The sequence below is a fragment of the Enterococcus sp. DIV1937 genome (assembly GCF_050535975.1).
Classification (GTDB): Bacteria; Bacillota; Bacilli; order Lactobacillales; family Enterococcaceae; genus Enterococcus; species Enterococcus faecalis.
The window spans coordinates 2,124,813-2,149,144 of sequence record NZ_CP172909.1 but is presented as its reverse complement, the minus strand read 5'-3'; the positions used below and the strand labels follow the sequence as shown (position 1 = coordinate 2,149,144).

General features: G+C 36.7%; 23 protein-coding genes. 18 read left to right on the top strand and 5 right to left on the bottom strand.

Going from position 1 to position 24,332, the window contains the following annotated elements; translation table 11 throughout:
- The 4 genes from elrB (at position 1) to elrE (ending at position 3,069) form a co-directional block, all read left to right on the top strand.
- Complete coding sequence (gene elrB / locus IGL13_RS10225; protein WP_002356469.1) at positions 1-369, top strand: LPXTG anchor domain-containing protein ElrB; 369 nt, start codon at positions 1-3, stop codon at positions 367-369.
- Position 370: 1 nt separating this feature from the next.
- Positions 371-1,153, top strand: coding sequence for a WxL domain-containing protein ElrC (elrC, locus tag IGL13_RS10220; protein WP_002362540.1), 783 nt, complete (start codon positions 371-373; stop codon positions 1,151-1,153).
- 39 nt (positions 1,154-1,192) lie between these two features.
- On the top strand, positions 1,193-1,969 hold the full coding sequence (elrD, locus tag IGL13_RS10215; RefSeq protein WP_002362542.1) for a WxL domain-containing protein ElrD: 777 nt from the start codon (positions 1,193-1,195) through the stop codon (positions 1,967-1,969).
- A gap of 74 nt (positions 1,970-2,043) precedes the next feature.
- Entirely contained in the window at positions 2,044-3,069 is a 1,026-nt protein-coding gene (gene elrE / locus IGL13_RS10210) for a transmembrane protein ElrE (RefSeq protein WP_002378620.1), read from the top strand.
- 37 nt (positions 3,070-3,106) lie between these two features.
- On the opposite strand, the gene IGL13_RS10205 is transcribed toward elrE, so the two are convergent.
- Complete coding sequence (locus IGL13_RS10205; RefSeq protein WP_002356474.1) at positions 3,107-3,820, bottom strand: HAD family hydrolase; 714 nt, start codon at positions 3,818-3,820, stop codon at positions 3,107-3,109.
- Positions 3,821-4,147: 327 nt separating this feature from the next.
- Here IGL13_RS10205 and IGL13_RS10200 point away from each other — a divergent pair, with 327 nt between their 5' ends.
- Positions 4,148-5,863, top strand: a complete 1,716-nt coding sequence (locus tag IGL13_RS10200) for an ABC transporter ATP-binding protein (protein ID WP_002389804.1) — start codon at positions 4,148-4,150, stop codon at positions 5,861-5,863.
- A gap of 42 nt (positions 5,864-5,905) precedes the next feature.
- On the opposite strand, the gene trpS is transcribed toward IGL13_RS10200, so the two are convergent.
- Positions 5,906-6,916: a tryptophan--tRNA ligase gene (gene trpS, locus IGL13_RS10195; RefSeq protein WP_002378619.1), complete on the bottom strand. Its 1,011-nt coding sequence runs from the start codon at positions 6,914-6,916 to the stop codon at positions 5,906-5,908.
- A 359-nt stretch (positions 6,917-7,275) separates the two neighbouring features.
- Here trpS and spxA point away from each other — a divergent pair, with 359 nt between their 5' ends.
- The 5 genes from spxA to IGL13_RS10170 all read left to right on the top strand — a co-directional run bounded on the left by spxA (position 7,276) and on the right by IGL13_RS10170 (position 12,715).
- A complete protein-coding gene (gene spxA / locus IGL13_RS10190) occupies positions 7,276-7,674 on the top strand; it encodes a transcriptional regulator SpxA (RefSeq protein ID WP_002356477.1) in 399 nt (132 codons plus the stop codon).
- A gap of 342 nt (positions 7,675-8,016) precedes the next feature.
- Positions 8,017-8,679 carry an adaptor protein MecA gene (locus IGL13_RS10185; RefSeq protein WP_002356478.1) on the top strand — a complete coding sequence of 221 codons (663 nt, stop codon included), beginning with the start codon at positions 8,017-8,019 and terminating at the stop codon, positions 8,677-8,679.
- Between the two features lie 88 nt (positions 8,680-8,767).
- A complete protein-coding gene (locus IGL13_RS10180) occupies positions 8,768-9,946 on the top strand; it encodes a competence protein CoiA (protein ID WP_002378616.1) in 1,179 nt (392 codons plus the stop codon).
- A 47-nt stretch (positions 9,947-9,993) separates the two neighbouring features.
- Positions 9,994-11,805 carry an oligoendopeptidase F gene (gene pepF / locus IGL13_RS10175; protein ID WP_002378614.1) on the top strand — a complete coding sequence of 604 codons (1,812 nt, stop codon included), beginning with the start codon at positions 9,994-9,996 and terminating at the stop codon, positions 11,803-11,805.
- A gap of 190 nt (positions 11,806-11,995) precedes the next feature.
- Positions 11,996-12,715 (top strand): helix-turn-helix transcriptional regulator, encoded by a 720-nt coding sequence (locus IGL13_RS10170; protein WP_002356481.1) that lies wholly within the window; start codon positions 11,996-11,998, stop codon positions 12,713-12,715.
- Between the two features lie 282 nt (positions 12,716-12,997).
- Here the strand turns inward: IGL13_RS10170 and IGL13_RS10165 are convergent, their stop codons facing one another.
- Both IGL13_RS10165 and IGL13_RS10160 read right to left on the bottom strand, forming a co-directional pair.
- Positions 12,998-13,657 (bottom strand): ClpXP adapter SpxH family protein, encoded by a 660-nt coding sequence (locus IGL13_RS10165; RefSeq protein WP_002356482.1) that lies wholly within the window; start codon positions 13,655-13,657, stop codon positions 12,998-13,000.
- 63 nt (positions 13,658-13,720) lie between these two features.
- Positions 13,721-14,299, bottom strand: coding sequence for a CYTH domain-containing protein (locus IGL13_RS10160; protein ID WP_002356483.1), 579 nt, complete (start codon positions 14,297-14,299; stop codon positions 13,721-13,723).
- A gap of 196 nt (positions 14,300-14,495) precedes the next feature.
- Between IGL13_RS10160 and IGL13_RS10155 the strand changes: the two genes are divergently transcribed.
- Genes IGL13_RS10155 through mgtE form a run of 4 tightly spaced genes read left to right on the top strand, consistent with a single transcriptional unit; the run spans position 14,496 to position 18,273 of the window.
- Positions 14,496-15,170 (top strand): GTP pyrophosphokinase, encoded by a 675-nt coding sequence (locus IGL13_RS10155; protein WP_002356484.1) that lies wholly within the window; start codon positions 14,496-14,498, stop codon positions 15,168-15,170.
- A 12-nt stretch (positions 15,171-15,182) separates the two neighbouring features.
- The gene (locus IGL13_RS10150) at positions 15,183-15,980 is read left to right on the top strand and encodes an NAD kinase (RefSeq protein WP_002356486.1); all 798 of its coding nucleotides are present in this window, start codon (positions 15,183-15,185) and stop codon (positions 15,978-15,980) included.
- A gap of 7 nt (positions 15,981-15,987) precedes the next feature.
- The gene (locus tag IGL13_RS10145; RefSeq protein ID WP_002362547.1) at positions 15,988-16,881 is read left to right on the top strand and encodes an RluA family pseudouridine synthase; all 894 of its coding nucleotides are present in this window, start codon (positions 15,988-15,990) and stop codon (positions 16,879-16,881) included.
- 30 nt (positions 16,882-16,911) lie between these two features.
- Positions 16,912-18,273: a magnesium transporter gene (gene mgtE / locus IGL13_RS10140; protein ID WP_002362548.1), complete on the top strand. Its 1,362-nt coding sequence runs from the start codon at positions 16,912-16,914 to the stop codon at positions 18,271-18,273.
- 117 nt (positions 18,274-18,390) lie between these two features.
- On the opposite strand, the gene cutC is transcribed toward mgtE, so the two are convergent.
- Complete coding sequence (cutC, locus tag IGL13_RS10135) at positions 18,391-19,020, bottom strand: copper homeostasis protein CutC (RefSeq protein ID WP_002359565.1); 630 nt, start codon at positions 19,018-19,020, stop codon at positions 18,391-18,393.
- A gap of 129 nt (positions 19,021-19,149) precedes the next feature.
- On the opposite strand from cutC, the gene IGL13_RS10130 reads away from it, so the two are divergent.
- The 4 genes from IGL13_RS10130 (at position 19,150) to recD2 (ending at position 24,310) form a co-directional block, all read left to right on the top strand.
- Positions 19,150-19,995 carry a methyltransferase domain-containing protein gene (locus IGL13_RS10130; protein ID WP_002362280.1) on the top strand — a complete coding sequence of 282 codons (846 nt, stop codon included), beginning with the start codon at positions 19,150-19,152 and terminating at the stop codon, positions 19,993-19,995.
- Positions 19,996-20,306: 311 nt separating this feature from the next.
- Positions 20,307-20,813, top strand: a complete 507-nt coding sequence (trmL, locus tag IGL13_RS10125; RefSeq protein WP_002356493.1) for a tRNA (uridine(34)/cytosine(34)/5-carboxymethylaminomethyluridine(34)-2'-O)-methyltransferase TrmL — start codon at positions 20,307-20,309, stop codon at positions 20,811-20,813.
- Between the two features lie 216 nt (positions 20,814-21,029).
- Positions 21,030-21,674 carry a histidine phosphatase family protein gene (locus IGL13_RS10120; protein WP_002356494.1) on the top strand — a complete coding sequence of 215 codons (645 nt, stop codon included), beginning with the start codon at positions 21,030-21,032 and terminating at the stop codon, positions 21,672-21,674.
- Positions 21,675-21,700: 26 nt separating this feature from the next.
- Positions 21,701-24,310, top strand: coding sequence for an SF1B family DNA helicase RecD2 (gene recD2, locus IGL13_RS10115; protein ID WP_002378609.1), 2,610 nt, complete (start codon positions 21,701-21,703; stop codon positions 24,308-24,310).
- Positions 24,311-24,332: the final 22 nt, after the last annotated feature.

Genomic DNA, 24,332 nt, shown 5'->3' with positions numbered 1-24,332 from the left:
GTGAGTCTTATCAAAAAAATAGTTAGCGGTGTATTGCTATTAGGATTGATTTCATCAGTTGATGTATTTGCTGAAACAAATGCCTATCCGACAAATGCAGAAGTTTCTTTTTATGGCGAGTATGAACCACCAGCCAACAAAGAAAAACCAGATGGTAAGATACCACAGCGTTTCCCCAAGCAATCGGAAGCAATACCAGCAGTGAGTGGAGAATCATTGAAGCACTCAACAAGTAAAACGGTTGATCAAAAAGGCTCAGGCTTCTTACCTCGAACTGGTACTAAACAGCAACAAATGTTTAATTATCTCGGAATAATAGTCATCTTTATGGCTAGTTTTATTTTAAAAAAAAGAAAGAAGGAACAATAAAATGAAAAAAATTATCTTATCAACAATCCCCGCTATCACTTTAGGCGTGGCTATTGCACCAGAAGTGAATGCAGAAGAAAAAAACTATGAATCAAATGCCATCGTAGAATTTACGCCGGACACCTCTATCAACAAACCAGTCGATCCAGTGAATCCAGATACCGAAAAACCTGTTGAACCCTTTGACCCAACGACACCAGACACAGGCAATAAGCCAAATGAAGGAACAACTGGTCCACTAAGTATCGATTATGCTTCTAGTTTAGACTTTGGCAAAAATAAAATTTCAAATAAAGATGAAAAATATTATGCAAATCCACAATACTTTTTCTTGGCAGACGGTTCTGGTCCTGATTTGACTAATCCTAAACCAAATTATGTACAAATTTCCGACAAACGCGGAACGAATGCCGGTTGGGCCTTAACAGTTAAACAAGAAACACAATTAACAGCGACAAAAGAAACATTAAATAAAGTTTTAGACGGTTCAGAAATTAAATTAAGTCAAAACAAAGCAGTGTCTAATTCCAAAGCAGTCACACCAACTGCGCATGAAGTAACTTTAGTAGCTGGCGATTCATCAAATGTGATGTCTGCCGCTGAAGGTCAAGGTTCTGGAACTTGGCTTAGTGCGTTCGGTGGGATTGAAAAAGTGGAAGTTGACGGTGAAAGCGTAGATAAAAATACAGCAATCACATTAACTGTACCAGGAGCAACACCAAAAGATGCTGTTCAATACAAAACTGTTTTAACATGGACAATCGCTGATTTACCAAGCGTATAATTATTGAAACTATAACAATAGAAGAGAAGGAGCACTAACATGAAAAAAATGACCATCGCAAGCAGCTTAATTTTAGCAACCATCGCGGTAGGCACACTACCAGTTCAAGCAGAGGAAGTGGCTAATCGCGACACAGATGCTATTGTAAAATTTAAAGCACCAGATGAAAAAGATCCCAACAGCAAAAATCCTGTAGTGGATCCAGAAGACAAAGACGGCAAAGATCCTGTGACACCTATCGACCCAGTAAATCCTGACAAACCAGTTGATGAAGGCTCTACAGGCCCCTTAACCTTGGACTATGCTTCAAGTTTAAACTTTGGTGAAAATATCATCAGCACAAAAGATGAAATCTATTTTGCATCAGCACAAGTTTTAAAAGATAAAAATAATGTTGAAAAAACGGGTCCATTATTTGCTCAAATTACAGATAATCGTGGAACTTTAGAAGGCTGGACTTTATCTGCAAAACAAAATTCTGCATTTACTTCTGCTACAAAAGGTCAGACGCTTGAAGGAACTGAAATTGTCTTTCAAAACGCTTCAGCTGTGACAGCAGGACAAAGCGCTGCACCAACAAGTTTAGCGAGCGTAACTTTTGGTACAGTTGGTGAAAGTCATAACGTGATGGTAGCTGCAACAGATCAAGGTGCTGGGAAATGGTCATACTTATACGGCAATGCTAGTTCAATTGCTGAAGTTGACGGCCGTCAAGTAATGAAAGATGTTCAATTAAAAGTGCCAGGTAAATCAGTTAAATTAAATGATGCCTACAAAACAACAATTACTTGGACATTAGCTAATACGCCAGTATAAAAAGAACCTTTTTGGAGAAAGGAAGAGGGGAACTCAGCCTTTCTCCTTTACATAGAAATGGAGTGTAGAGCGAAATGAAAAATAGATATTTTATTCTGATGATCCTAAGTTTTTATTTCTTTGCTTTTGGGATTGAAACCTCAGCAGCAGAATTACGATTTAGTGTTGAAACAGAAATTCCAGAAAACCAAATAGATAAAACAAAAACATATTTTGATTTAATGATGAAACCAGACCAAGAACAAATTTTGAAAGTTCGAGCGGCCAATAGTACAGATGAAAATTTAGTGATTGATGTTAGTGTGAAGTCGGCCACAACAAACAGCAACGGAGTGATTGAATATGGTGAGTCGTTGACAGCATTAGATAAATCTGCACCAGCAGATTTATCAGAAATCATTCAACTGAAAGACGGCGGTGAGAGTGTTGAATTGCCTGCTAAAAGTGAAAAAGTAGTTGAATTGCGAGTGAAGATGCCTAAAGAAGAGTTTTCAGGGCAACTAGCGGGCGGGATCACGTTTAGTGAAAAAGTCGATGAAACGAAAGACAAGCAAAAAGAAAATACAAACGGCTTAGCAATTGAAAATCGCTATGCCTATACAGTAGCTGTTTTACTTCGAGAAAATGAAACAGTTGTACAACCAGAATTGTCTTTAGAGAAAGTTGAACCGACGCAAAGAAATGCGCGCAGTGTTATTTCTGCAACACTACTAAACCATGAAGCAGCCTATCTTCAATCAATGAAAGTAACGGCAAATGTTAAAAATAAGAAAACAAATAACGTTATTTTAGAGAAAGAACAAGAAGATATGCAAATGGCGCCCAATTCAATTTTTAATTTCCCTATTCCTTATGAAGAAAATGAAATGGAAGCTGGGACGTATGTATTGGCAATGACTGTGGAAGGCTCAGGAAAAAAATGGCAATTTACGAAAGAATTTACGATCTCAAAAGAGGAAGCAGAAACATTTAATGAGAAAGATGTAACCGTCAAAAAAACGGAATCTAAACTTATTTATCTCTTAATCGGTTTATTGCTCCTTTTACTGATAATCTGCCTGTTCATCATTTTACGTCTGAAAAAACAAAAAAATAAATAAAAAAAAGCCGTTCTTCAATTTGAAGAGCGGCTTTTTTTTAAAGATTAAATAATTTCTCCACAGTCGGACAAAGTTCAGTGAAACAAGTGACTTCTGCAAGGTGTGATGCAGGTTGGCAACTTGGTAGTTCACGAGAGCGGTGGTTAAACCAAAGAGAATGCCAGCCACCATTACGTGCGCCTACAATATCATTGTCATAACTATCACCAACATATAAAGTATGTTCAGGTTCCATACAAAATTGATTACAGGCTAAATCAAAAATTTCCTTTTCAGGTTTTTGAAAACCCGTACTTTGAGAAATAATGATATTTTGGCTTGGAACCCATTTTTCAAGATTCAATTGTTTAACTTTTTTAAATTGATGGTCTGTTGGACCATTTGTAATAATCCCCATCGGAATTTCTTTCTCTTGTAAAGTATCAAGAAGCTTAGTAACTTCTGGATGCATCGTAATATTATCCAATTCTTCTTCATAAACTTGTTGGAAAATTTTTCCTTCTTCTTGTGAAATTCCTGGATAGTTTAGATCCTTTAATGTTTCATTCATCCGGAAAAACCGCATGAAATCTAGGGACCATTCATTGGCTAAAACTTTCGGAAACGTTTCATCGCTGTGGTGTCTAAAACGAAGATACAATTCATGCATATCCTCTGTCGCAACGTTTGGGAAAATTTTAGTCATCGCATTTCGAAAGGGTTGTTGCTGATCGTACAGCGTGTCATCAACATCAAAAACAATGGTTCTCATTTAACAAGTGCACCTCTTAACTTTTTTACAAAACTTTTCATATGTTATATTGTAGCCGATATTTTCACAAATAAATAGAGTATTTTTCACTGTATTTCAAGGTTTTGTACAGAAATCAAAGCCTTGCGGGAAAAGACAATTATAGTTATTTTTACCGAAAAAATGGAAACGATAAATGAAAAAATATTCTGATAATGAAAAGTTTGTGAAAATGATTTTGAGTCAAAGTTACTTAAATAACACGTGTTCTGATAGAAGTTAGAATTTTGCAAGAGACCGTCTTTTTCCGTATAATGAATGAGAATGAAGGGGGAGAGTTAGGGAGTTATGTTAAAGCGTTTTTTTGGGTATTATCGGCCTTATCGTCGATTATTTATTTTGGATTTTGGGTGTGCCGTTTTTGCGGGGCTGTTAGAGTTGGCTTTTCCAGTAGCAGTCAACCAAGTAATTGATAAGATTATGCCAAAAGGAGATTTTCGCCTCATTGCATTAGCTAGTGCGGGCTTATTTGCATTTTATATAATCAATACGTTTTTACAATTTATTGTGGTTTATTTTGGTCATATGTTAGGCGTGAATATTGAAACAGATATGCGTGAAGAATTATATCAACATCTTCAAACACAACCGTTTGAGTATTATGATAATCAAAAAACAGGGAAATTAATGAGCCGTTTGACCACTGATCTTTTTGAAATTTCGGAAGTGGCGCATCATGGTCCAGAAGACGTCTTTATTACGATTATGACGTTAGCAGGTTCTTTTCTATTAATGTTAACCATTCACGTGAAATTAGCCATCGCTACGTTTATTTTATTGCCATTTATCACGATTGCGCTAGGCTATTTTAATAAAAAAATGACAAAAGCGAATACGGATATTTACGATAATTTAGGTGAATTTAATGCTGGGATTGAAGCGTCAGTAAGTGGGATACGTGTCACGCAATCTTTTGCAAATGAACCATTTGAACGAAAACAGTTTAATTATTTAAATCAAATGTATCGAAAATCGAAATTATATTTTTATAAGGTGATGGGTGTCAGTTCCGCCTATAATTACTTATTAATTCGTCTGATAAATTTATTTTCATTAATTTTTGGTGCGTATTATACAATTAAAGGAGAAATTACAGAAGGTCAGTTTGTAGGATTTATTTTATTAGCCAATATTTTTATTCGGCCGATTGAAAAAGTCAACAATATGATTGAAAGCTATCCCAAAGGATTTGCTGGTTTTAAACGTTTTACGGAAGAAACGGACAAACAACCGTCCATCAAAGATTTGCCAGGAGCTGTTGCTGTTTCGCATTTAGAAGGAACGATTGCCTATAAAGATGTTTCATTTGCTTATGAAGATGGCACAAAAGTTTTAGACCATATCAATTTAAAAATTCAACCTGGTGAAACCGTTGCTTTCGTTGGACAAAGTGGTTCAGGAAAAACGACCTTGTGTAATCTGTTGCCTCGTTTTTATGAAGTCAGTAGTGGTGAAATTACGATTGACGGTAGAAATATCCAGCAAATGACCTTGGCTTCATTACGTAAGCAGATTGGAATTGTTCAACAAGATGTGTTTTTATTCCCTGGAACATTACGAGAAAATATTGCTTATGGGAATTTAAATGCTACAGAAATAGACATTCAACAAGCGGTGAAATTAGCACATTTAGAACATGTAATTCAGCTAATGCCAGATGGCTTGGACACAATTATTGGCGAACGTGGCGTGAAATTATCGGGCGGTCAAAAGCAGCGAGTGGCAATTGCGCGAATGTTCTTGAAGAACCCGCCGATTTTAATTCTAGATGAAGCGACTTCTGCATTAGATACAGAAACAGAGCAAGTGATTCAAGAGTCATTAAACTCGTTAGCTGACGGGCGAACAACATTAATTATTGCCCACAGACTGGCAACGATTAAACATGCTGATCGAATAATCGTAGTGAGTGACCAAGGAATTTTAGAAGATGGAACACATGAAACTTTGTACGCGCAAAGAGGCCACTATCGTCGCTTGTACGATGCTCAATTTAGAACATAAAAAACCCGCGAATAAAACTTCGCGGGTTTTTATTATGTTTAGTTAGCGCCGAACTTTTCTTCCCAAACCAACAGCATTTTTCATTCGTTGAAGTGTTTTGTTGGCTACCAGGCGAGCGTTTTCTGCGCCCTCATCTAAAATCATATCTAATTCTTCTGAAGCTAGAAGCTCTTGGTAGCGCACTTGAATAGGTTCTAATAAGGCAACTACTGCTTCTGCTAAATCTGCTTTGAAGTCTCCATAGCCTTTGCCTTCGTATGCTTGAACAAGTTCCTCAACAGTTTGACCTGTCGCAGCAGAATAAATATTTAGTAAGTTAGTAATACCAGGCTTTTCTTCTTTATTATATTCAATTACACCAGTTGAATCAGTTACAGCAGAGCGGATTTTTTTGCGAATCACTGCTGGCTCATCAAGCATTGAAATAAAGCCCTTCACATTTGTATCGGACTTACTCATCTTTTTCGTTGGTTCTTGTAAGCTCATAATTCGACTACCTTGCTCAGCGATTTTTACTTCAGGAATCGTTAAAATTTCTTGATTTTTTTGGGCGTAACGTTTGTTGAAGCGTTCCACAAAATCACGTGTTAATTCTAAGTGTTGTTTTTGATCATCTCCGACTGGCACTAAGTCAGCGTTGTACAACACGATATCACCAACCATTAATGGAGGGTATGTTAAAAGACCAGCGCTTACGCCAGCACGACCATTTTTTTGCGATTTATCTTTAAATTGTGTCATTCGCTCTAACTCACCAATAGAAGTATTGCACTGAATGATCCAACCAGCTTCTGCATGGGCACTAACTTCAGACTGTATGAAAATTGTTGCTTTTTGTGGGTCTAAACCAACCGCTAGGTAAAGAGCTGCTAAACTACGAATTTGCTGGCGTAGCTTTTGCGGTTCTTGGGGAACGGTAATGGCATGTTCATCCACAATACAAAAATAACAATTGTATTCATTTTGTAATTCGATAAATTGTTTCATTGCACCAATGTAATTTCCGATTGTCGGAGTACCACTGGGCTGAATACCAGAAAAAATTGTTTTCATTAAATAACCACCTGACTTTAGACTTAAGATAGTGAATAGTTCTATTATACATTTTATTAGAAAAAAATACATGGGAACTTCTTGAAAAATCACCAAGAGAAGTAAATTATAACAGCAACCATAAAAATAGAAAACTGTATTACTTTTTTACAGAATCATAACGAATATCCATAAAATTTCATAAAAATTAACCCTAATTTTACACGGATGTAATGAAGGAAAAATAAACAAAGTTAATAAAAAATGTTTAAAAACCCCTAGTATTTTTATTAGAAATTAGGTATACTGGTTTTAAATAGAGGAACAGTACAGTTCCCTGTTTCAGAAACGCGATGATTCGCGAAAAGGAGTGATGCACAATGTTGACACTTTATACTTCCCCAAGTTGCACGTCATGTCGTAAGGCTAGAGCCTGGTTGCAAGAGCACGAAATTCCTTTTAAAGAAAGAAATATTTTTTCTGAACCTTTAAATATTGAGGAATTAAAAGCAATTTTAATCATGACAGAAGATGGAACAGAAGAGATTATCTCTACTCGCTCTAAAGTTTTCCAAAAATTAAATATGGATTTGGACGAGCTTCCACTTCAAGATCTATTAGAGTTGGTTCAAGAAAACCCTGGATTGTTGCGTCGGCCAATTATGATTGATGAGAAAAGATTACAAGTCGGGTTTAACGAAGATGAAATTCGCCGATTCTTACCAAGAGATGTTCGACAACTGGAATTGCGCCAAGCACAATTAATGGCAGGTTTATAAAAAATATAAAATTTTGTTCTTTATTTGTTAATTGTAATAAAGAACGATTCATATGAATTTAGGGCCAGGGATTTTTATCTCTGGCTTTTTAATACATATTTAGAACTTGTATTCATTTGATTTGGCAGAACGTGGTCAAGGAAAAATAGTATCTTTTTTGGAGAGACTGCGTTAAGATGAAGAGGTAGAAGGAGCGAAAAACCAATCGTTAAAAAAGTTCAAAGTTTATAAAACGTTCGCTAGTTTTCGAGGATTTATAGACTTTCCACTTTACTTTTGTGTAGTTTTCGCTACAATGAACGTAAGAAGTTTCCTGATTGAAGCAAAGAGAGGTGTAGCGCTATGGAAATGGAACATATTAATGAAAATACGATTCGTGTGTTAATTGGCAACGAAGACCTGGCGGATAGAGGGATTACTTTTCTTGACTTACTAGGAAACCACAAAGATGTTGAAAATTTCTTTTATAGTATTTTAGAAGAAGTTGATGTCGAAGATGAATTCCAAGGCAGTGAAGCAGTCACTTTCCAAGTCTTGCCTAAAAATGATGGTTTAGAACTGTTTATTAGTAAAAATGTCGCTATGGACGACTTGTCTTCCTTAGAAGGTCTGAGCGAAGTCAATGCAGATGTTAGCGAATTGATTCGCAAACAAATTGAAGCAGACAAAGCAGCCGCCGATGAACTTGACGAGATGGAAGCCACAGATGAAACAAACAGAAATGTAATCTTTGAATTAGATAATTTTGAAGCGATGATTCAATTATCCAAAGAAGTCTTCATGCAATCTGTTTTGACTAACTTATACACGTACAACGATCGTTATTACTTACAAGTTTTGTTCTTAACCGATGAATTAGAAAAAACAAATGTTGACAATGAAATTGCACAGATTTTAGAATTTGCTCATAAAACAACTGTCACTCAGGATACTTTAGTCGAATATGGCACTTGTATTATGGAACGCAGTGCGTTGGAATTAACACGTTATTACTTTAATGATTAAGCAAAAAAGCAAAAACTTTCGAGTTTTTGCTTTTTTTTTGATGAAAATTAAGAAACTTTGCGTAGTTTATTTATGAGAGGTGAAAATCATGTTAACAGCTTTAACGGCAGACAACCAAGAATTATTTTCTTTAATCGATTGCTCGATTGATGAATTAACACAGATACGAAGCGAACAAGCTTTTGTGTGTCCAATGTGTCATCAATCGGTCATTTTGAAGGCAGGCCCCATTAAAATACCCCATTTTGCTCATCGCAAAAAGAATAGTTGTTGGTACGAAGCAGAAGCTGAAACAGAAGAACACCTCCGCTTGAAGCAGCTTTTTGCGGAAAAGTGTTTGCGTGAAAAGCTGTCTTTTCAAGTTGAGGCATACTTACCCGCCTTGAAGCAACGCCCAGATTTACTCATTGGGAAGATAGCCATTGAAATTCAATGTAGTCCGTTGCCAATTAAACGTTTGGTGGAACGGACGGAGACTTATCAAGCTCATGGCTATCAAGTTGTTTGGATTTTAGGTGAACGATTAGTGCCTAAAGATAAGCTCACGCAATTAACGAAACAATTTCTTTACTTTTCGGAGTCCTTGGGGTTTTATTTATGGACGGCCAATAAGAAACAAGAACGAATAGAATTACTTTGTCATATTGAAGAGAGTCAATGTCAACAATTTTATAGAAGAAAACAATCATGGGATTTTTACGAAAAAAAATTACTAGAAATCTTCCGACTACCGACCGCTAATTTAAATTTACTGCCAAATAGACGGCACACTGGTCAATTGATGCATGATTATTATCAAAAATTGACGCAACAACTTGGTTACAGAAATGCTCAGTTGCTTAGAACACAAAGCTTTTTATACACGAAAGGTTGTCACCTTCTCCAGTTACCTCCTTGGTTTTACTATCCTGGATTGAAGCTAATACCTTCTTCTGAAGAAGATATTCATTTAAAAATGCTTGTTTGGGAAGCACTAAAAACCGAAGAAGAGCGTTTAGTGACCAAACAGGAACTATGGCGTATCTTGGAAGCTGTTTTTTTTGAAGAAGGGAACTTTGTTTGGCAGCCACTACCGAATATTGGCTTAAAAAAGCTTTTTAAAATCGTGGGGAATAGCTTATTGAGCTGGTTACAAGAATGTTATGTGTTAATTAAAGTAAACAATAAGTACCTAATAACTAGTATTTTCCTAAGAGAAGATCCTGAAAAGCTCATTCATTGGCTAAAAAAAGTGAAAAAACAACATTTTTTTAGTCACACGTGTTAAATTATGATAGTATAATGAGTAAAACGTTTCTTAAAGGAGAGTAAACTATGAGCGAAATTAAACAATTACCAACACGTGATGAAGTTCCAACTCCATTAACTTGGGATTTAACCAAAATTTTTAAAGATGATGCTGCTTTTGATGTTGCGTATAATCAGTTGACAGAAGAGCTAAATCAAGCAGAATCATTTAAAGGAACCTTAGGGAATGGTGCAGAAGCTTTTCTAGCTGCGTTAGAATACGTTTTAGATGTCTATCGAAAAGTGGAAACATTATATGTCTATTCTCATTTAAAAAATGATCAAGACACTACAAATACAGCTTACCAAGCTTTATATGCCAGAGCTAGTTCTTTATATGCACAAGTTAGTGAAGCTGTTTCTTGGTTTGACCCAGAGGTTTTAACATTAAGTGATGAACAAATCTGGGGATATTTTGAAGAGCAGCCCAAATTAGCTGTTTATCGTCACTATATTCAAAATATTTTAGATGAACGTCCCCATGTTTTATCGATGGAACAAGAAGCTTTACTGGCGGGGGCTAGTGAAATTTTTGGTGCCTCAAGTAATACATTTTCAATTTTAAATAATGCAGACTTAGAATTTCCAACTGTGCAAAATGCTGAAGGCGAAACGATTCAACTTTCTCATGGCGTTTATGGTCAGTTAATGGAAAGTGTCGATCCATCTGTTCGTGAAGCAGCATTTAAAGGTTTGTACAAAGTGTACAAACAATTTAGAAATACCTTAGCCTCAACTTTAGGTGCACATGTTAAAACGCATAATTATAAAGCAAAAATTAGAAATTATGATTCTGCTCGGGCAGCATCTTTAGCAAGTAATCATATCCCTGAAAGTGTTCACGAAACATTAGTAGCTGTAGTAAATAAACATTTACCTTTGCTACATCGTTATGTAAAATTAAGAAAAAAATTATTAAACGTAGAAGAATTACACATGTACGACTTGTATGCGCCTTTGCTAGGTGAAGCACCAATTCGTTACAGCTATGAAGAAGCAAAAGAAAAAGCAATTGAGGCTTTAAAACCACTAGGTGAAGACTATTTATCTATTGTTAAAGAAGCTTTTTCAAGTCGCTGGATTGATGTGATTGAAAATCAAGGAAAACGAAGTGGCGCATATTCTTCAGGAGCTTATGACACAGCCCCATACATTTTAATGAATTGGCATGATAGTTTGGATCAACTATTTACATTAGTCCATGAGATGGGCCATAGTGTTCATAGTTACTATACAAGAAATAATCAGCCGTATGTTTATGGCGACTATTCAATTTTCTTAGCTGAGATTGCTTCAACCACAAATGAAAATATTTTAACAGAATATTTATTACAAACAGAAACAGATCCTAAAGTACGTGCGTATGTCTTAAATCACTATTTAGACGGCTTTAAGGGAACCATTTTCCGTCAAACCCAATTTGCGGAATTTGAACATTTTATTCACACGGAAGATGCTAATGGCACGCCATTAACAAGTGAATATTTGAGTGAGTATTATGGCGAGCTCAATGCTAAATATTATGGACCAGAAGTAGTTAGAGACGAAGAAATCAGTTACGAATGGGCGAGAATTCCCCATTTTTATTACAATTACTATGTTTATCAATATGCAACTGGCTTCTCAGCCGCTTCGGCATTGTCTAAACATATTTTAGCTGGAGAAGAGGGAGCTTTAGAGAACTACCTTAACTACTTGAAAGCAGGAAGTAGTGACTTCCCAATTGAAGTGATGAAAAAAGCGGGCGTGGATATGACACAAGCCGCGTATATCGAAGATGCAATGAAAGTTTTTGAAGAACGTTTAACGGAATTAGAAGCTTTGGTTGAAAAATTATAAGTCGTAACTTCTTAGTAAACATAAAACATAAACCTGGTTTTATACAGAATAGTAAATATATCTGTGTAAAACCAGGTTTAGTTATATAATAAAATAGATTGTTGCTGTTATATAAAAGAAAGCAAAGATTCTTTGCTTTCTTTTATATCAAGCTTCTATTATCTTTAGAGTAATAAAAGGAGGTTTTTTTTTGAACATAGGGAATTCATTAAAAATGAGAAGAAATGAATTAGGATTGACACAATCAGAGGTTGCTGAGAAATTATACGTTACTAGGCAAACAATTTCTAACTGGGAGAATAATAAATCATATCCTAATATTGATTGTTTAATTGAACTAAGTAATCTTTATGAAATGACCTTGGATCGATTATTGAAGGAGGACAATACGATGGTGGAGAAACTTTCGAAAGATATTAGAGAGGGACAGAAGTACAAAAAATTATTTTTAATATTATTAATTATAGTACTATGTATAGGTGGATATTTTACTATTTTACAACTTCGTCTGAATAATTTTTATAGCGGTGTCAAAGAATGGAATCAAAATGGTCAAACTTATAATTTAATAGAAGATAACATTCAATATCATGTGGTTAAAATTGATAATTATAATCTGTTTACAATTCCAGAAGAATTGGAATTAATGAGTTCGTATATCTCTGAAAACGAAAAGTTTAATATGTATTATAGCGGTGATGATTCGAATATAAAAATTTACTGGACAACAGGAGCATTAAATGGGTTAGAGTTATCTTTTGATAAAGAATTCATCTTTGACAATGTAAATCAAAGAAATAAATTTTCTTATGAGATTCAGGAATTAATAAATAAAAATTTAGATAAGGATAAAAAAGAACTAACCATATTATATAAGCAGACTAAAAATAAATGGGAAGAAATAAATTAGCTTGTGTTAAACCGAATAAAATTTCCTCGATTTTTTGAGTTAGTATCGGCGAGTATTGTCTGATAGCGTTCCAAGAGGTTAGTCGATGAACTGAAATAAATATTGGTGGTCGATACAAATTTCGGTGTTAATATTTAAAAGTACATAATATATACATGGCCCCATTCCATAGCTGTCTTTTATAAGAACAAATCATCAAATGTAGCAGTATTAGACTTTATCTATTATTATAGAACATGGTGAAAATAGTAAAAGAAGGGCCAGTCAACTGGTCCTTCTTTTTTATAATAAATGTAAATGTCCATTTGGAAAATGATAATTGGAGCGACGTTTAAATTCAAAGGTTGCGTCACCTTGGTCCAGCAACGGTTCGTTATGTGGATGGACACGACAAAGTTGTTTAATTTCATCCATGTTTTCAAAATTTTCGACTAAAATGCCGAAATCGTTCTCGCAAGTATAGTTGTAAACGACTGCGGTAGGATGTTGTTTAATCCCCATTTCTCGAGCAACTTTTTGGTCGGTTTGGAAAGATTCTTTGACAAAATCGGATTGTCGGTCTTTACGATACATATCAATATCCCCGCCGGCCGCTAGAAGTAGTTCTTCTGATAACTCAGGAGAGTAAGCTAGACCGTCTTCAGCTACTGCTTTTTGTAAGCCAATCAACAATTGTCGGCCTTTTTTTCGGCCTTGTAACTGTGCTGCTTTATAGTCAAGAGCGGCTGAGTATAAATCTTCAAAAATTCGATTCCGTCGTTTAATGTCATTAATCGGAATATGTTGACGACTTAAAAATTCATTGATCGTTTTCATGTTTAATAAAGGAATAAAGCGCAATTGTATTTTCTTCTTGTCGTTAACAGACAATTGTATAATTTCTTTTTCAATTTCTAAACAGACGCCGCCTAAAGGATTGACGAACAAATAAATTTCAACCATTCATACTTCCTCCAATGCCATGCTTTTTCAAATACAGGTGCCAGAACGTCAGTGCTTCGAATACTAAGGGGCAGTGGTCCGCATCATGCGTTGAATCTTGTTAGGTGCAAGCGTAATGGGAATGTTCAAATCAGCCATTAATGTTTGAAACGCTTGCTTGCCGCTTTCAGCTTCAGTAACTTCTAACTCTAATTCAAAATCGTGCTGTTGGTTATACCAACTTTCGTCTAACGCAAGTAGTCCTTGAGGAATTTGTTTTTCTGCACGTGCTGTTTTTAATGAACCAATTAAATGGATCGAGGCGATTTCAATACCTAATTCTTGTAATTTCTTCGCCACAGCCCCCTCAGTAGGGAGGTGATTCCTCTTGATAAAGTGGTTCGCCGTCTCAAGCGATAAAGGGTCATTGATTTCTAATAATCCTTCTGGCGCAGGAACTTTTAAGGTTAACTCACCACGATCTGCTAATACGCGAATTCTTAAGCCCATTCGTTGTGCTTTTAATTGAAAATCGTCCGTATCAAAATAATGATTTGTTTGCGTAAAAAAGTCCGTTTTTTGAATAGCAAAATGGTCGATTAATCGTTTGAAATCTTGCGGACTAACTAATGTTTTAAATTCAATTTCTAAGTGCTCACTCATGGGGTTCTCTCTCTTTCTTAAATCACTCCAATTTTCACATATTATATAGGTTTCCGTCAAGAAAAGTGGTCTTCTCTGTGAAAATTTTTTCTAATGAAAGGCGTTTGGAAATCAAATAGCGAATAACACCCTATTTTAGGGAGGACTGTGGTAAAATAATCAGTGAATGAAATTCAAGGAAATTGAGGGATCTACCATGGAACGAGAGTGGGAGCTGTTTTTAGCGCCATATGAACAGGCGGTCAGCGAATTAAAAGTAAAACTACGAGGTATTCGTAAACAATTTCGGGAGCAAGATAAACACATACCAATTGAATTCGTTACAGGACGTGTGAAACCAGTAGATAGTATTTTGACAAAGACGGCAATTCGGCATATTCCTTTAAATCGGATTGAAGAAGAAATGCAAGACATTGCTGGTTTGCGGATTATGTGCCAATTTGTGGAAGACATTTACCAGGTAGTCGCACTTTTAAGAAATCGTAAAGACTTAAAAATTGTGGAAGAACGTGACTACATTGAAAATAAAAAAGAAAGTGGCTATCGTTCGTACCATGTGGTGGTGGAATATCCTGTGCAATTAGTCACCGGGGAAAAGATTATTTTGGCCGAAATCCAAATTCGGACACTTTCCATGAATTTTTGGGCAACGATTGAACATTCTTTGAATTATAAATATCAAGGTGTCTTTCCTGAAGAAATGAAAGAACGCCTTCAGCGAGCGGCAGAGGCAGCCTATTTATTAGATGAAGAGATGTCATCTATCCGTGAAGAAATTCAAGAAGCACAACATTACTTCTCTCATGGCCGTGGATTGCTAGAAAACGAATACTATAAGCAAATTAAAAACGAAACACCAGAAAATCAGTAAAGGAGTCTGCTTATGAAAGTGGCGATTGTTCATAACTCGGAAGAAAAATCGAAACAAGTCACAAAACAACTGACAACACTATTAGAGCAAAACCAAATTCAAATAGACAATCGTCAACCTGAACTTGTGATTTCAGTTGGCGGAGATGGTACGCTTCTTTCCGCTTTTCATCGATTTAATCATCTGTTAAACGAAGTAAGTTTCTTAGGTGTACATACCGGACACTTGGGTTTCTATACAGATTGGCGTGATTATGAATTAAAAGAACTAGTTGAGAGTTTGTGTATTCATCGTGAAAAAAGTACGAGTTATCCATTATTAGATGTGCGGATTCGGTTTAGAGATGGGAAACCAGATAAACATTTTTTAGCATTAAATGAATCAACAATTAAACGAGGAAACCGGACGATGGTGGGCGATGTGTTTATTAAAGACGAACTGTTTGAACGATTTCGTGGTGATGGGTTGTCGATTTCGACCCCAACCGGCTCTACTGCGTATAATAAAAGTATTGGTGGAGCTGTTTTGCATCCTAGCATTAATGCGTTTCAGTTAACCGAAATCGCCTCCTTAAACAATCGTGTCTTTCGAACATTGGGGTCACCGATTGTAATCGCACATACGGAGTGGCTGGAGATTAAATTACAGGAAAGTGATGATTATTTTGTCACGGTGGACCAATTAGATATTTATCAAGAAAATATCGCTTCCGTCTGCTATCGAATTGCAGACGAACGGATTCATTTTGCCTCTTATCGGCACATGCATTTTTGGCATCGAGTGAAAGATGCCTTTATTGGTGAGGATTAATTAAACGATGGAATTTCAATGGACATACGACAAAGAAACAACACAACAAGTGAAATATTTTTTAAAGGAACAAGGCGTTTCAAAAGGGTTATTAGCTAAGGTGAAATTTCAGGGTGGTAAAATTCAAGTGAATGGGACCGTTCAAAATGCCATCTATCCTTTACAAACTGGCGATGTCGTTAAAATGACGATTCCAGATGAAGCGGAACATGAGACATTATTAACAGATGATGAACCGATTGAAATTGTGTTTGAAGATGATCATTTTTTAGTAGTTAATAAGCCCGCTGGCATTGCCTCGATACCTGCTCAGTATCATCCTTCAGGAACGATGGCGAATCGTGTTAAGGGCTATTACAAGCGTCAAAATTACGTGAATCAAGTTATTCATGTCGTGACTCGTTTAGATCGAGATACTTCTGGGCTGATGTTATTTGCGAAACACGGCTTTGCTCATGCTTTAATTGATCAAGAATTACGAGAAAAAAAGGTGACAAAAATTTATTATGCCCTTGTTGGTGGAGCGATTGAGCAGTTAAACGAGCATCAATTGATTGAAAAGCCAATTGGGCGCGACTTGTCCTCTTTATTAAAACGCCAAGTTATCGAAACAGGTCAATTTGCTAGTACAGAATATTGGCTCGCAAAAAGAGGAGCCCAAGCAGCAGCTGTGCGCATTCAGCTCCATACAGGACGAACACACCAAATTCGGGTACATTTTGAAGCAATTGGCTGTTCATTGTTAGGGGATGAGATGTATCATGGAGAGATGGATCAAGGAATTGAGCGGCAAGCGTTGCATTGCATGGAACTAATTTTTACTCATCCTTTTACCAAAGAAACGGTTCATCTGATTTCCCCACTAGCGGAGGATATGAAAAGTGTAGATGATACGTTATAATAATAAAGAGGCAGGAGGGGAAAGTGTAAGATGAATGAAGGCCAAGAAATGGAAGAGCAATTTGCCCTTCTTTTAGAAACGCTAAAAAATCAACAAATGAACGAATTTCGTGAGCTATTTTTAGCGTTACACATTTATGAACAAGGACAATTTTACCAATCGTTAGATGAAAAAGACCGACAACATTTATACAATTACCTATCTCCGAAAGAACTAGCGGATATGTTTGATGTTATCGAAGAAGATAATGAGAATATGAAAGATTATTTAGCTGAAATGCGTCCAAGTTATGCAGCCGATATGTTAGCTGAGATGTATACCGATAATGCGGTGGATTTACTAAATATGTTAGATAAGAGTCAAAAGGCGAAATATCTTAGTTTGTTAAGTAGTGAAGAAGCAGGCGAAATTAAAGAGTTACTTCATTACGAAGATGAAACTGCTGGGGCGATTATGACCACCGAATTTGTTTCGATTGTGGCGAATCAAACAGTGCGTTCTGCGATGTACGTCTTAAAGAATCAAGCGGACATGGCGGAAACAATCTATTACGTTTACGTAGTCGACCAAGAAAATCATTTAGTCGGCGTTATTTCGTTGCGGGATTTAATTGTTAATGATGATGATACCTTGATTGCTGATATTTTGAATGAACGGGTTATTTCAGTTCATGTTGGCGATGACCAAGAAGATGTCGCGCAAACAATTCGTGACTATGACTTCTTAGCTGTGCCAGTTACAGATTATGATGATCATTTGTTGGGGATTGTAACAGTTGATGATATTATTGATGTTATCGATGATGAGGCCGCTAGCGACTACTCTGGTTTAGCCGGGGTCGACGTTGAAGAAGTTAGTGAGAACCCTTTAAAAGCCGCTTCTAAACGATTACCTTGGTTAATTACGCTGCTGTTTTTAGGGATGTCTACGGCCTCGTTAATCAGTAATTATGAGTCGTTAGTTAGCGAAGCGAGTATTTTAGCCGTTTTTATTTCTTTAATTACCGGAACAGCCGGCAATGCCGGGACACAATCATTGGCGGTCGCGGTACGCCGTTTGGCTATGAAAGATGAAAAGGATAGTAATTTTGGTCGCTTAATCTTAAGTGAAGTGCTCACGGGACTAGTGACGGGGGCTGTGACAGGTTTAACCATTATGATTGTGGTTGGCGTGTGGCAACATAATCTTCCGCTTGGATTTGTGATTGGGATGGCAATGCTCTGTGCAATTACTGTGGCGAATTTAGCAGGGAGTTTAATCCCAATGTTAATGGATAAATTAGGGTTTGATCCCGCAGTTGCCAGTGGCCCGTTTATTACTACCTTAAGTGATTTAACCAGTGTATTAATTTATTTCAATATTGCCAGCATGTTTATGCGTTATTTTGTTTAAAAAATTGCACTTATTTATCATGAGACTGAGGTAAAAGGATTCGTTGGTTTGCTTGAAATCAAAAAAGTGAGATAGCCGTTAATACGACGGCTACCTCACTTTTTTAGATACAAGAAATTAAACAATTTTTGTGCCATGGACTTCTGTGACTTTTAAAGTGTCCATCACAGTTTGAACATTTTCTGTGGAAATACCGCCACCTGGTAAAATAAGAATCCGTTGATCTGCGTAGGCAATTAATTCTTTTAAATGATCAAAGTTGTCTTCGATAGGGGTACCAGCTGGCCCGCCATGAGTTAAAATACGCGTCACACCACGCTCAGCTAACCAGTCGATCGCCTTAAATTGATTTTCTTTCGACAAGGCATCAAAAGCCATATGGAAAGTGATTTGCAAGCCTTCAGCTGTTTCAATGAATAAGTCCAAAGCTTCTTCATCTAACCAACCGTCCTCAGTTAAACAGCCAATAACAATGCCGTCGGTTCCTAATTTCTTTGCTTCGATTAAATCGGTATGCATAATTTTTAATTCAATATCATTATAGACAAAATTGCCGCCACGAGGACGAATGATTGTCATCACTGGTACAGAATGTTCGCCAGCGTATGCTAAGACTTCTTCAATAACACCAGTACTTGGCGTCGTTCCACCCACGGCTAAGTTATCGCATAATTCGATGCGATTCGCACCTTTTTGAATGGCTTGGGGAATCTTAGTGAAATTTTCGGCACAGAATTCTTTAATCATTTCTTATCGCTCCTTGCTTTTTCTTCACAGGCATTGTACCATAATTCTGCTTACTACCATAGCCCTGAAAAAAAGAGTGCAACTTTTTATAAGAGAAAATGTTCATTTAATGAACGTAAGGAGTTTTAAATGTTAAAGAAAATTGAACGAGCACAACAATTATTAAAAAAAGAAGCAGCCGTTTTTCGCTGTCCAACTTGTCATGAACCAATGCATGTAGAAGGGGTTGGTCTGATTTGTCAACAGAGGCATCAATTTGATTTATCCAAGAAAGGCACGCTATACTTTCTAAATCATGGCGTTCAGACAGAATATAATAAAAAAATGTTTACTTCTCGAGGAAAAATGATTCAAAGTGGCATGTACGCGCCTGTTTTAAACAAAATTATGCACTATCTTCCTCAAAATAAAACAGTAGTCGATGTTGGTTGTGGTGAAGGGAGTTTTCTAGCTGAGTTAAGTCAAGCAGGCTTATCTGGACTGAAAATCGGGTTTGATTTATCAAAGGAAGGAATCTATTTAGCAAGTAATCAGCCAATTGATGCGTTTTGGTGTGTGGCGGATTTAACGAATTTGCCATTTGCGAATGAAGGGCTTGATACGATTTTGAATATTTTTTCTCCTTCACATTATCAAGAATTTCGGCGAGTACTAAAAGCTGACGGGACTGTGATTAAAATTATTCCTGAAGAGAATTACTTAAAGGAATTACGAGCGGCTTTTTATCCCAATGACGAAAAGAAACAAAGTTATTCCAATCAAAAAGTAGTCCAACGTTTTGCCGAGGAATTAGCTGTGGAAGTAGATGAACGAATAACTTATTGCTTTGACATTCCCGAGGAAAGACGGTTGGATTTATTAGAAATGTCGCCATTAGAGTGGCAAGTTTCTCAAGAAGTTAAAGCCGAGCTACAACAGCGACCATTGGAAAAAATCACGATTGACGTCCGCTTGTTAGTAGGTCGTAAAAGATAGACTTTTTTGTGAAGAAAATCCTAAAAAAGTCTTGCAATAAAGTGACATTGGTGTTATATTACTTACAAGTTGTTTTTTCATTGGTTTTTATCAGGGTCCTGTTCTGATAAAAGTTAGTGAAGAGACCTTCACTAACGTAACGACTCGCCGTGCTAGACACCGAGACGGTACGTTTTTTTTATTGGTTAGAATAGCTGCCGCCTGACATCATCGCGTCATGCGGTTTTTTTTGAAAATAAGTATTGTGGGCGCTATTTATTTTGAATTTATGCTAAAATGAACACGATTGATATTTGAGGAGCTGAAGATAGTTGACGAACCATATTGTTTTATTTGAACCACAAATTCCAGCAAATACTGGAAATATTGCACGGACATGTGCAGCGACGAATACACCGTTGCATTTAATTGAACCTTTAGGATTTTCAACAGATGATAAACACTTAAAACGTGCCGGATTAGATTATTGGAATGATGTAAATATTACGTATCATAAAGATTTGGCTGCCTTTTTAGCCCATGTGGCAGGCAAACACTTGCATTTAGTAACCAAATTTGCTCACCAAACATACAGCGAGGTCAATTATAATGATGGCGAGGACCATTATTTCCTTTTTGGAAAAGAAACAACGGGCTTACCAGAAACGTTTATGCGAGAAAACGAAGAAAAGTGTATCCGAATTCCTATGAATGATGAACATGTGCGCTCACTGAATCTTTCTAACACTGCCGCACTAATTGTTTATGAAGCCTTACGTCAGCAAAATTTTCCGAACTTAGAACTGACGCATCATTATGAAAATGATAAATTGGATTAAAAAAAGTTAAGACAGTAGCGCTTTTTTCAAAAATGTCAGAAGAAAGTGGTTTTATTTTTACTGTTGCCCAATTTTCAAGCCTAGAACAAAAAACAATTTAGATTTTTGTTCTAGGCTTATTTTGCTTGGATTACTAGAAACTTCCATGGATATTTTCGCAGGGAAGTGATAAACTAGAAAGACATATGAAGAGATAAAGAAGTTTGGAGAAGTTACATGAAATTATATTTTACACGACATGGAAAAACTGAATGGAATCAACAGAAACGATTTCAAGGAATGACAGGAGATTCGCCGTTATTACCAACTAGTTATGACGAAATTAAACAATTAGGCCAATATTTACAAGATATTCCGTTTGAAAAAATTTATTCTAGTCCGCTATTACGTGCCAAAAATACTGCGCGGGGAATTCAACAAGAATTGAATCATCCAGTTGAAATTGTTTATACAGATACCTTAAAAGAATTAGGTTTAGGTCGTCTAGAAGGACAATATATTGAAGAAATGCGTAATTTTTATGGAGAAGAATTAGATCATTTACGGCATCGTTTAGATTTGTATGATCCAACAATTTTTGATGGTGAACCAATCGAGCAAGCGATTCAACGGATTTCAGAAACAGTTGCTGAAGCGGCGAAGCAACACGAAGGTCCAGTTCTATTTGTCGGACACGGAGCAGCCCTGACAGCGGCAATCCAAGCGATGGCTGGTAAACCATTATCAGAATTACGGACAATGGGCGGGCTGTTAAACAATAGCCTTTCAATCCTTGAAACTAAAGAGGCATCAAGGAACATGCCGTACGACTTAACGTTATGGAATGATACGTCTTTTTTAGCTAAAGAAAAAGCACAATAAGCACACAACAGAAAGGAGGGCTTGTAGTGGTAACACTTTTTGGTGAGGACGAAGAAAAAGCCTTTATTGTTGGAACTGTACAAGCAATCTTTTTTGAAAATCCCAGTAATTTTTATAAAGTCGTTCTTGTAAATGTGACCGATACAAATACAGATTATTTAGAAAAAGAAATTGTAGTAACTGGAAGTTTTGGCCAAGTTCAAGAAGAGGAACCCTATCGTTTCTTTGGTCATTTTGTGGACCATCCTCGTTATGGCAGACAGTTTCAGGTGGATAGTTATCAGCAAGAAAGACCGACTTCGGCTAGTGGGGTGGTTAACTATTTATCAAGTGACAAATTTCCTGGCATTGGTAAACGAACCGCTGAAAAAATTGTTGAAGTATTAGGGGAAAGTGCGATTGACCGAATTATTGATGATCCTAGTGTTTTGGAAGAAGTTACTGTTTTAAATGAAAAAAAACGTCAAGTAATCGTCGAAACAATTCGCTTGAATCACGGGATGGAGCAAGTGATTGTGGGACTAAATCGATACGGCTTCGGTAGTCAGTTAGCTTTTTCAATTTATCAAACCTATCAAGAAGAAACCCTTTCTGTGATTCAAGAAAATCCTTATCAGTTAGTTGAAGATATTGAGGGAGTCGGATTTAAACGAGCGGACAATATTGCTGAACAAATAGGCATTCAGGCGGATTCTGCTGTTCGAATTCGGGCGGCGATTTTACATGAAGTGTTTGAACACTCCATTCGCTCAGGCAATACGTATGTTCAAGCAGATGTTTTATTAGAAGAAGCGATTCGGACCTTGGAAGCAAGTCGCCCAGTGGAAATCTCACCTGATCAAGTGGCCAATGAAATCATTACGTTAGTCGAACATGGAAAAATCCAACAAGAAGAGACTAAACTTTTTGAGAACAGTCTCTATTTTTCTGAATGGGGCATTGGCACTTCGATTCAGCGTTTACTTTCTCGTAAAAAAGAAATTCATTATGAGGAAGAAGAAGTCCAAAAAAATATCCGAATGATTGAGAAACGTTTAAATATTCAGTATGGCGACTCGCAACAAGCAGCGATTGAAGAAGCGATTAAATCGCCGTTATTTATTTTAACTGGAGGGCCCGGAACAGGGAAAACAACTGTTATTAATGGGATTGTCTCGTTGTTTGCGGAGCTAAATGGTCTTTCATTAGATCTCAAAGACTATACGCAGGAGATGTTTCCAATCTTGCTAGCGGCGCCAACTGGGCGAGCAGCGAAACGTATGAACGAAACGACAGGTTTACCTGCAAGTACCATCCATCGTTTGTTAGGCTTGACAGGTCGTGAAAAAAATCCGAGTTTAACCGCCAAAGAATTAGAAGGTGGTTTGCTAATTGTAGATGAAATGTCCATGGTGGATACTTGGTTAGCCAATACATTATTAAAAGCTATTCCGACAAACATGCAAGTGATTTTTGTTGGTGATAAGGATCAGCTACCGTCTGTCGGTCCAGGTCAAGTCTTACATGACTTATTGCAAATTAACGAAATTCCCAAATGTGAGCTAAACGAAATTTATCGTCAAGGAGACGGTTCAAGTATTATTCCTCTTGCCCATGAAATTAAAGAAGGAAAGTTGCCTACTGATTTTCAAAAAAATCAAAAGGATCGCTCGTTCTTTGCAAGTGATATTGGTCATATTGAAGAATACATTCGACAAATTGTCACAAAGGCAAAAGCAAAAGGGTTTACGCCACAAGATATCCAAGTTTTAGCGCCAATGTATCGTGGCGCAGCTGGCATTGATGCCTTGAATAAAATGATGCAAGAAATCTTCAATCCAAATGAGGGGAAGAAAAAAGAAGTCAAGTGGAATGACACCGTCTATCGGATTGGGGACAAAGTTTTGCAACTAGTCAATACGCCAGAATTAAATGTGTTCAATGGAGATATGGGAGAAATCGTCGGAATTACTTTAGCCAAAGACTCAGAGGACAAAGTGGACGAGTTGGTTTTACAGTTTGATAATAATGAAGTAACGTATAAAAGAAATGAATGGAATAAAATTACGCTATCGTATTGTTGTTCGATTCATAAAGCGCAAGGTAGTGAATTCCGCATGGTGTTACTGCCAATGGTTCATCAGTATAGCCGAATGCTGCAACGAAATTTGCTGTATACAGCAGTGACACGTAGTAAAGAATTATTAATTCTACTAGGTGAGGTTTCTGCTTTTGAAACATGTGTCAAAAACGAATCGGCTAGTCGCATGACGATGCTAAAAGAACGAATCGTGAACGCAGAACAAATGACCTTAACGACTAGAACTCAGTTAGAAGCCTATGAAGAAGGTTTAACGGCAGACCATCCATTTACTGAAAAGGAAACAAAAGCTGTCTCTTATGAAACTGAACAGCAATCAACGAAAGCCGATCAGATCAAAGAAACAGACGAGCAATTAGTTGACACAACGGTACAAGAAGTTTCACTATTTGCTGATGAAGGGGAAGAGTCAACCCCAGAAACAGCAAATAAAGCGACAAAAGTTGTCGAAGAATCATTACCAAAAGAACCACGACTAACAGTCGAAATTATTCAAACAAATGCTGTTGATCCAATGATTGGAATGAAGGATACGACGCCTTATCAATTTATGTGAGAAAAGGAAAGAGTGCCATAAG

Excerpts from the sequence above, each read along its gene's own strand:
- IGL13_RS10120 (WP_002356494.1), top strand. The coding sequence starts at position 21,030 with ATGAAATTATATTTTACACGACATGGAAAAACTGAATGGAATCAACAG.
- IGL13_RS10185 (WP_002356478.1), top strand. The coding sequence starts at position 8,017 with ATGGAAATGGAACATATTAATGAAAATACGATTCGTGTGTTAATTGGC.
- pepF (WP_002378614.1), top strand. The coding sequence starts at position 9,994 with ATGAGCGAAATTAAACAATTACCAACACGTGATGAAGTTCCAACTCCA.
- elrC (WP_002362540.1), top strand. The coding sequence starts at position 371 with ATGAAAAAAATTATCTTATCAACAATCCCCGCTATCACTTTAGGCGTG.
- IGL13_RS10165 (WP_002356482.1), bottom strand. The coding sequence starts at position 13,657 with ATGGTTGAAATTTATTTGTTCGTCAATCCTTTAGGCGGCGTCTGTTTA.
- mgtE (WP_002362548.1), top strand. The coding sequence starts at position 16,912 with ATGAATGAAGGCCAAGAAATGGAAGAGCAATTTGCCCTTCTTTTAGAA.
- IGL13_RS10180 (WP_002378616.1), top strand. The coding sequence starts at position 8,768 with ATGTTAACAGCTTTAACGGCAGACAACCAAGAATTATTTTCTTTAATC.
- IGL13_RS10145 (WP_002362547.1), top strand. The coding sequence starts at position 15,988 with ATGGAATTTCAATGGACATACGACAAAGAAACAACACAACAAGTGAAA.
- cutC (WP_002359565.1), bottom strand. The coding sequence starts at position 19,020 with ATGATTAAAGAATTCTGTGCCGAAAATTTCACTAAGATTCCCCAAGCC.
- trpS (WP_002378619.1), bottom strand. The coding sequence starts at position 6,916 with ATGAAAACAATTTTTTCTGGTATTCAGCCCAGTGGTACTCCGACAATC.
- IGL13_RS10150 (WP_002356486.1), top strand. The coding sequence starts at position 15,183 with ATGAAAGTGGCGATTGTTCATAACTCGGAAGAAAAATCGAAACAAGTC.
- elrD (WP_002362542.1), top strand. The coding sequence starts at position 1,193 with ATGAAAAAAATGACCATCGCAAGCAGCTTAATTTTAGCAACCATCGCG.
- IGL13_RS10155 (WP_002356484.1), top strand. The coding sequence starts at position 14,496 with ATGGAACGAGAGTGGGAGCTGTTTTTAGCGCCATATGAACAGGCGGTC.
- IGL13_RS10160 (WP_002356483.1), bottom strand. The coding sequence starts at position 14,299 with ATGAGTGAGCACTTAGAAATTGAATTTAAAACATTAGTTAGTCCGCAA.
- elrE (WP_002378620.1), top strand. The coding sequence starts at position 2,044 with ATGAAAAATAGATATTTTATTCTGATGATCCTAAGTTTTTATTTCTTT.
- IGL13_RS10200 (WP_002389804.1), top strand. The coding sequence starts at position 4,148 with ATGTTAAAGCGTTTTTTTGGGTATTATCGGCCTTATCGTCGATTATTT.
- spxA (WP_002356477.1), top strand. The coding sequence starts at position 7,276 with ATGTTGACACTTTATACTTCCCCAAGTTGCACGTCATGTCGTAAGGCT.
- IGL13_RS10130 (WP_002362280.1), top strand. The coding sequence starts at position 19,150 with ATGTTAAAGAAAATTGAACGAGCACAACAATTATTAAAAAAAGAAGCA.
- IGL13_RS10205 (WP_002356474.1), bottom strand. The coding sequence starts at position 3,820 with ATGAGAACCATTGTTTTTGATGTTGATGACACGCTGTACGATCAGCAA.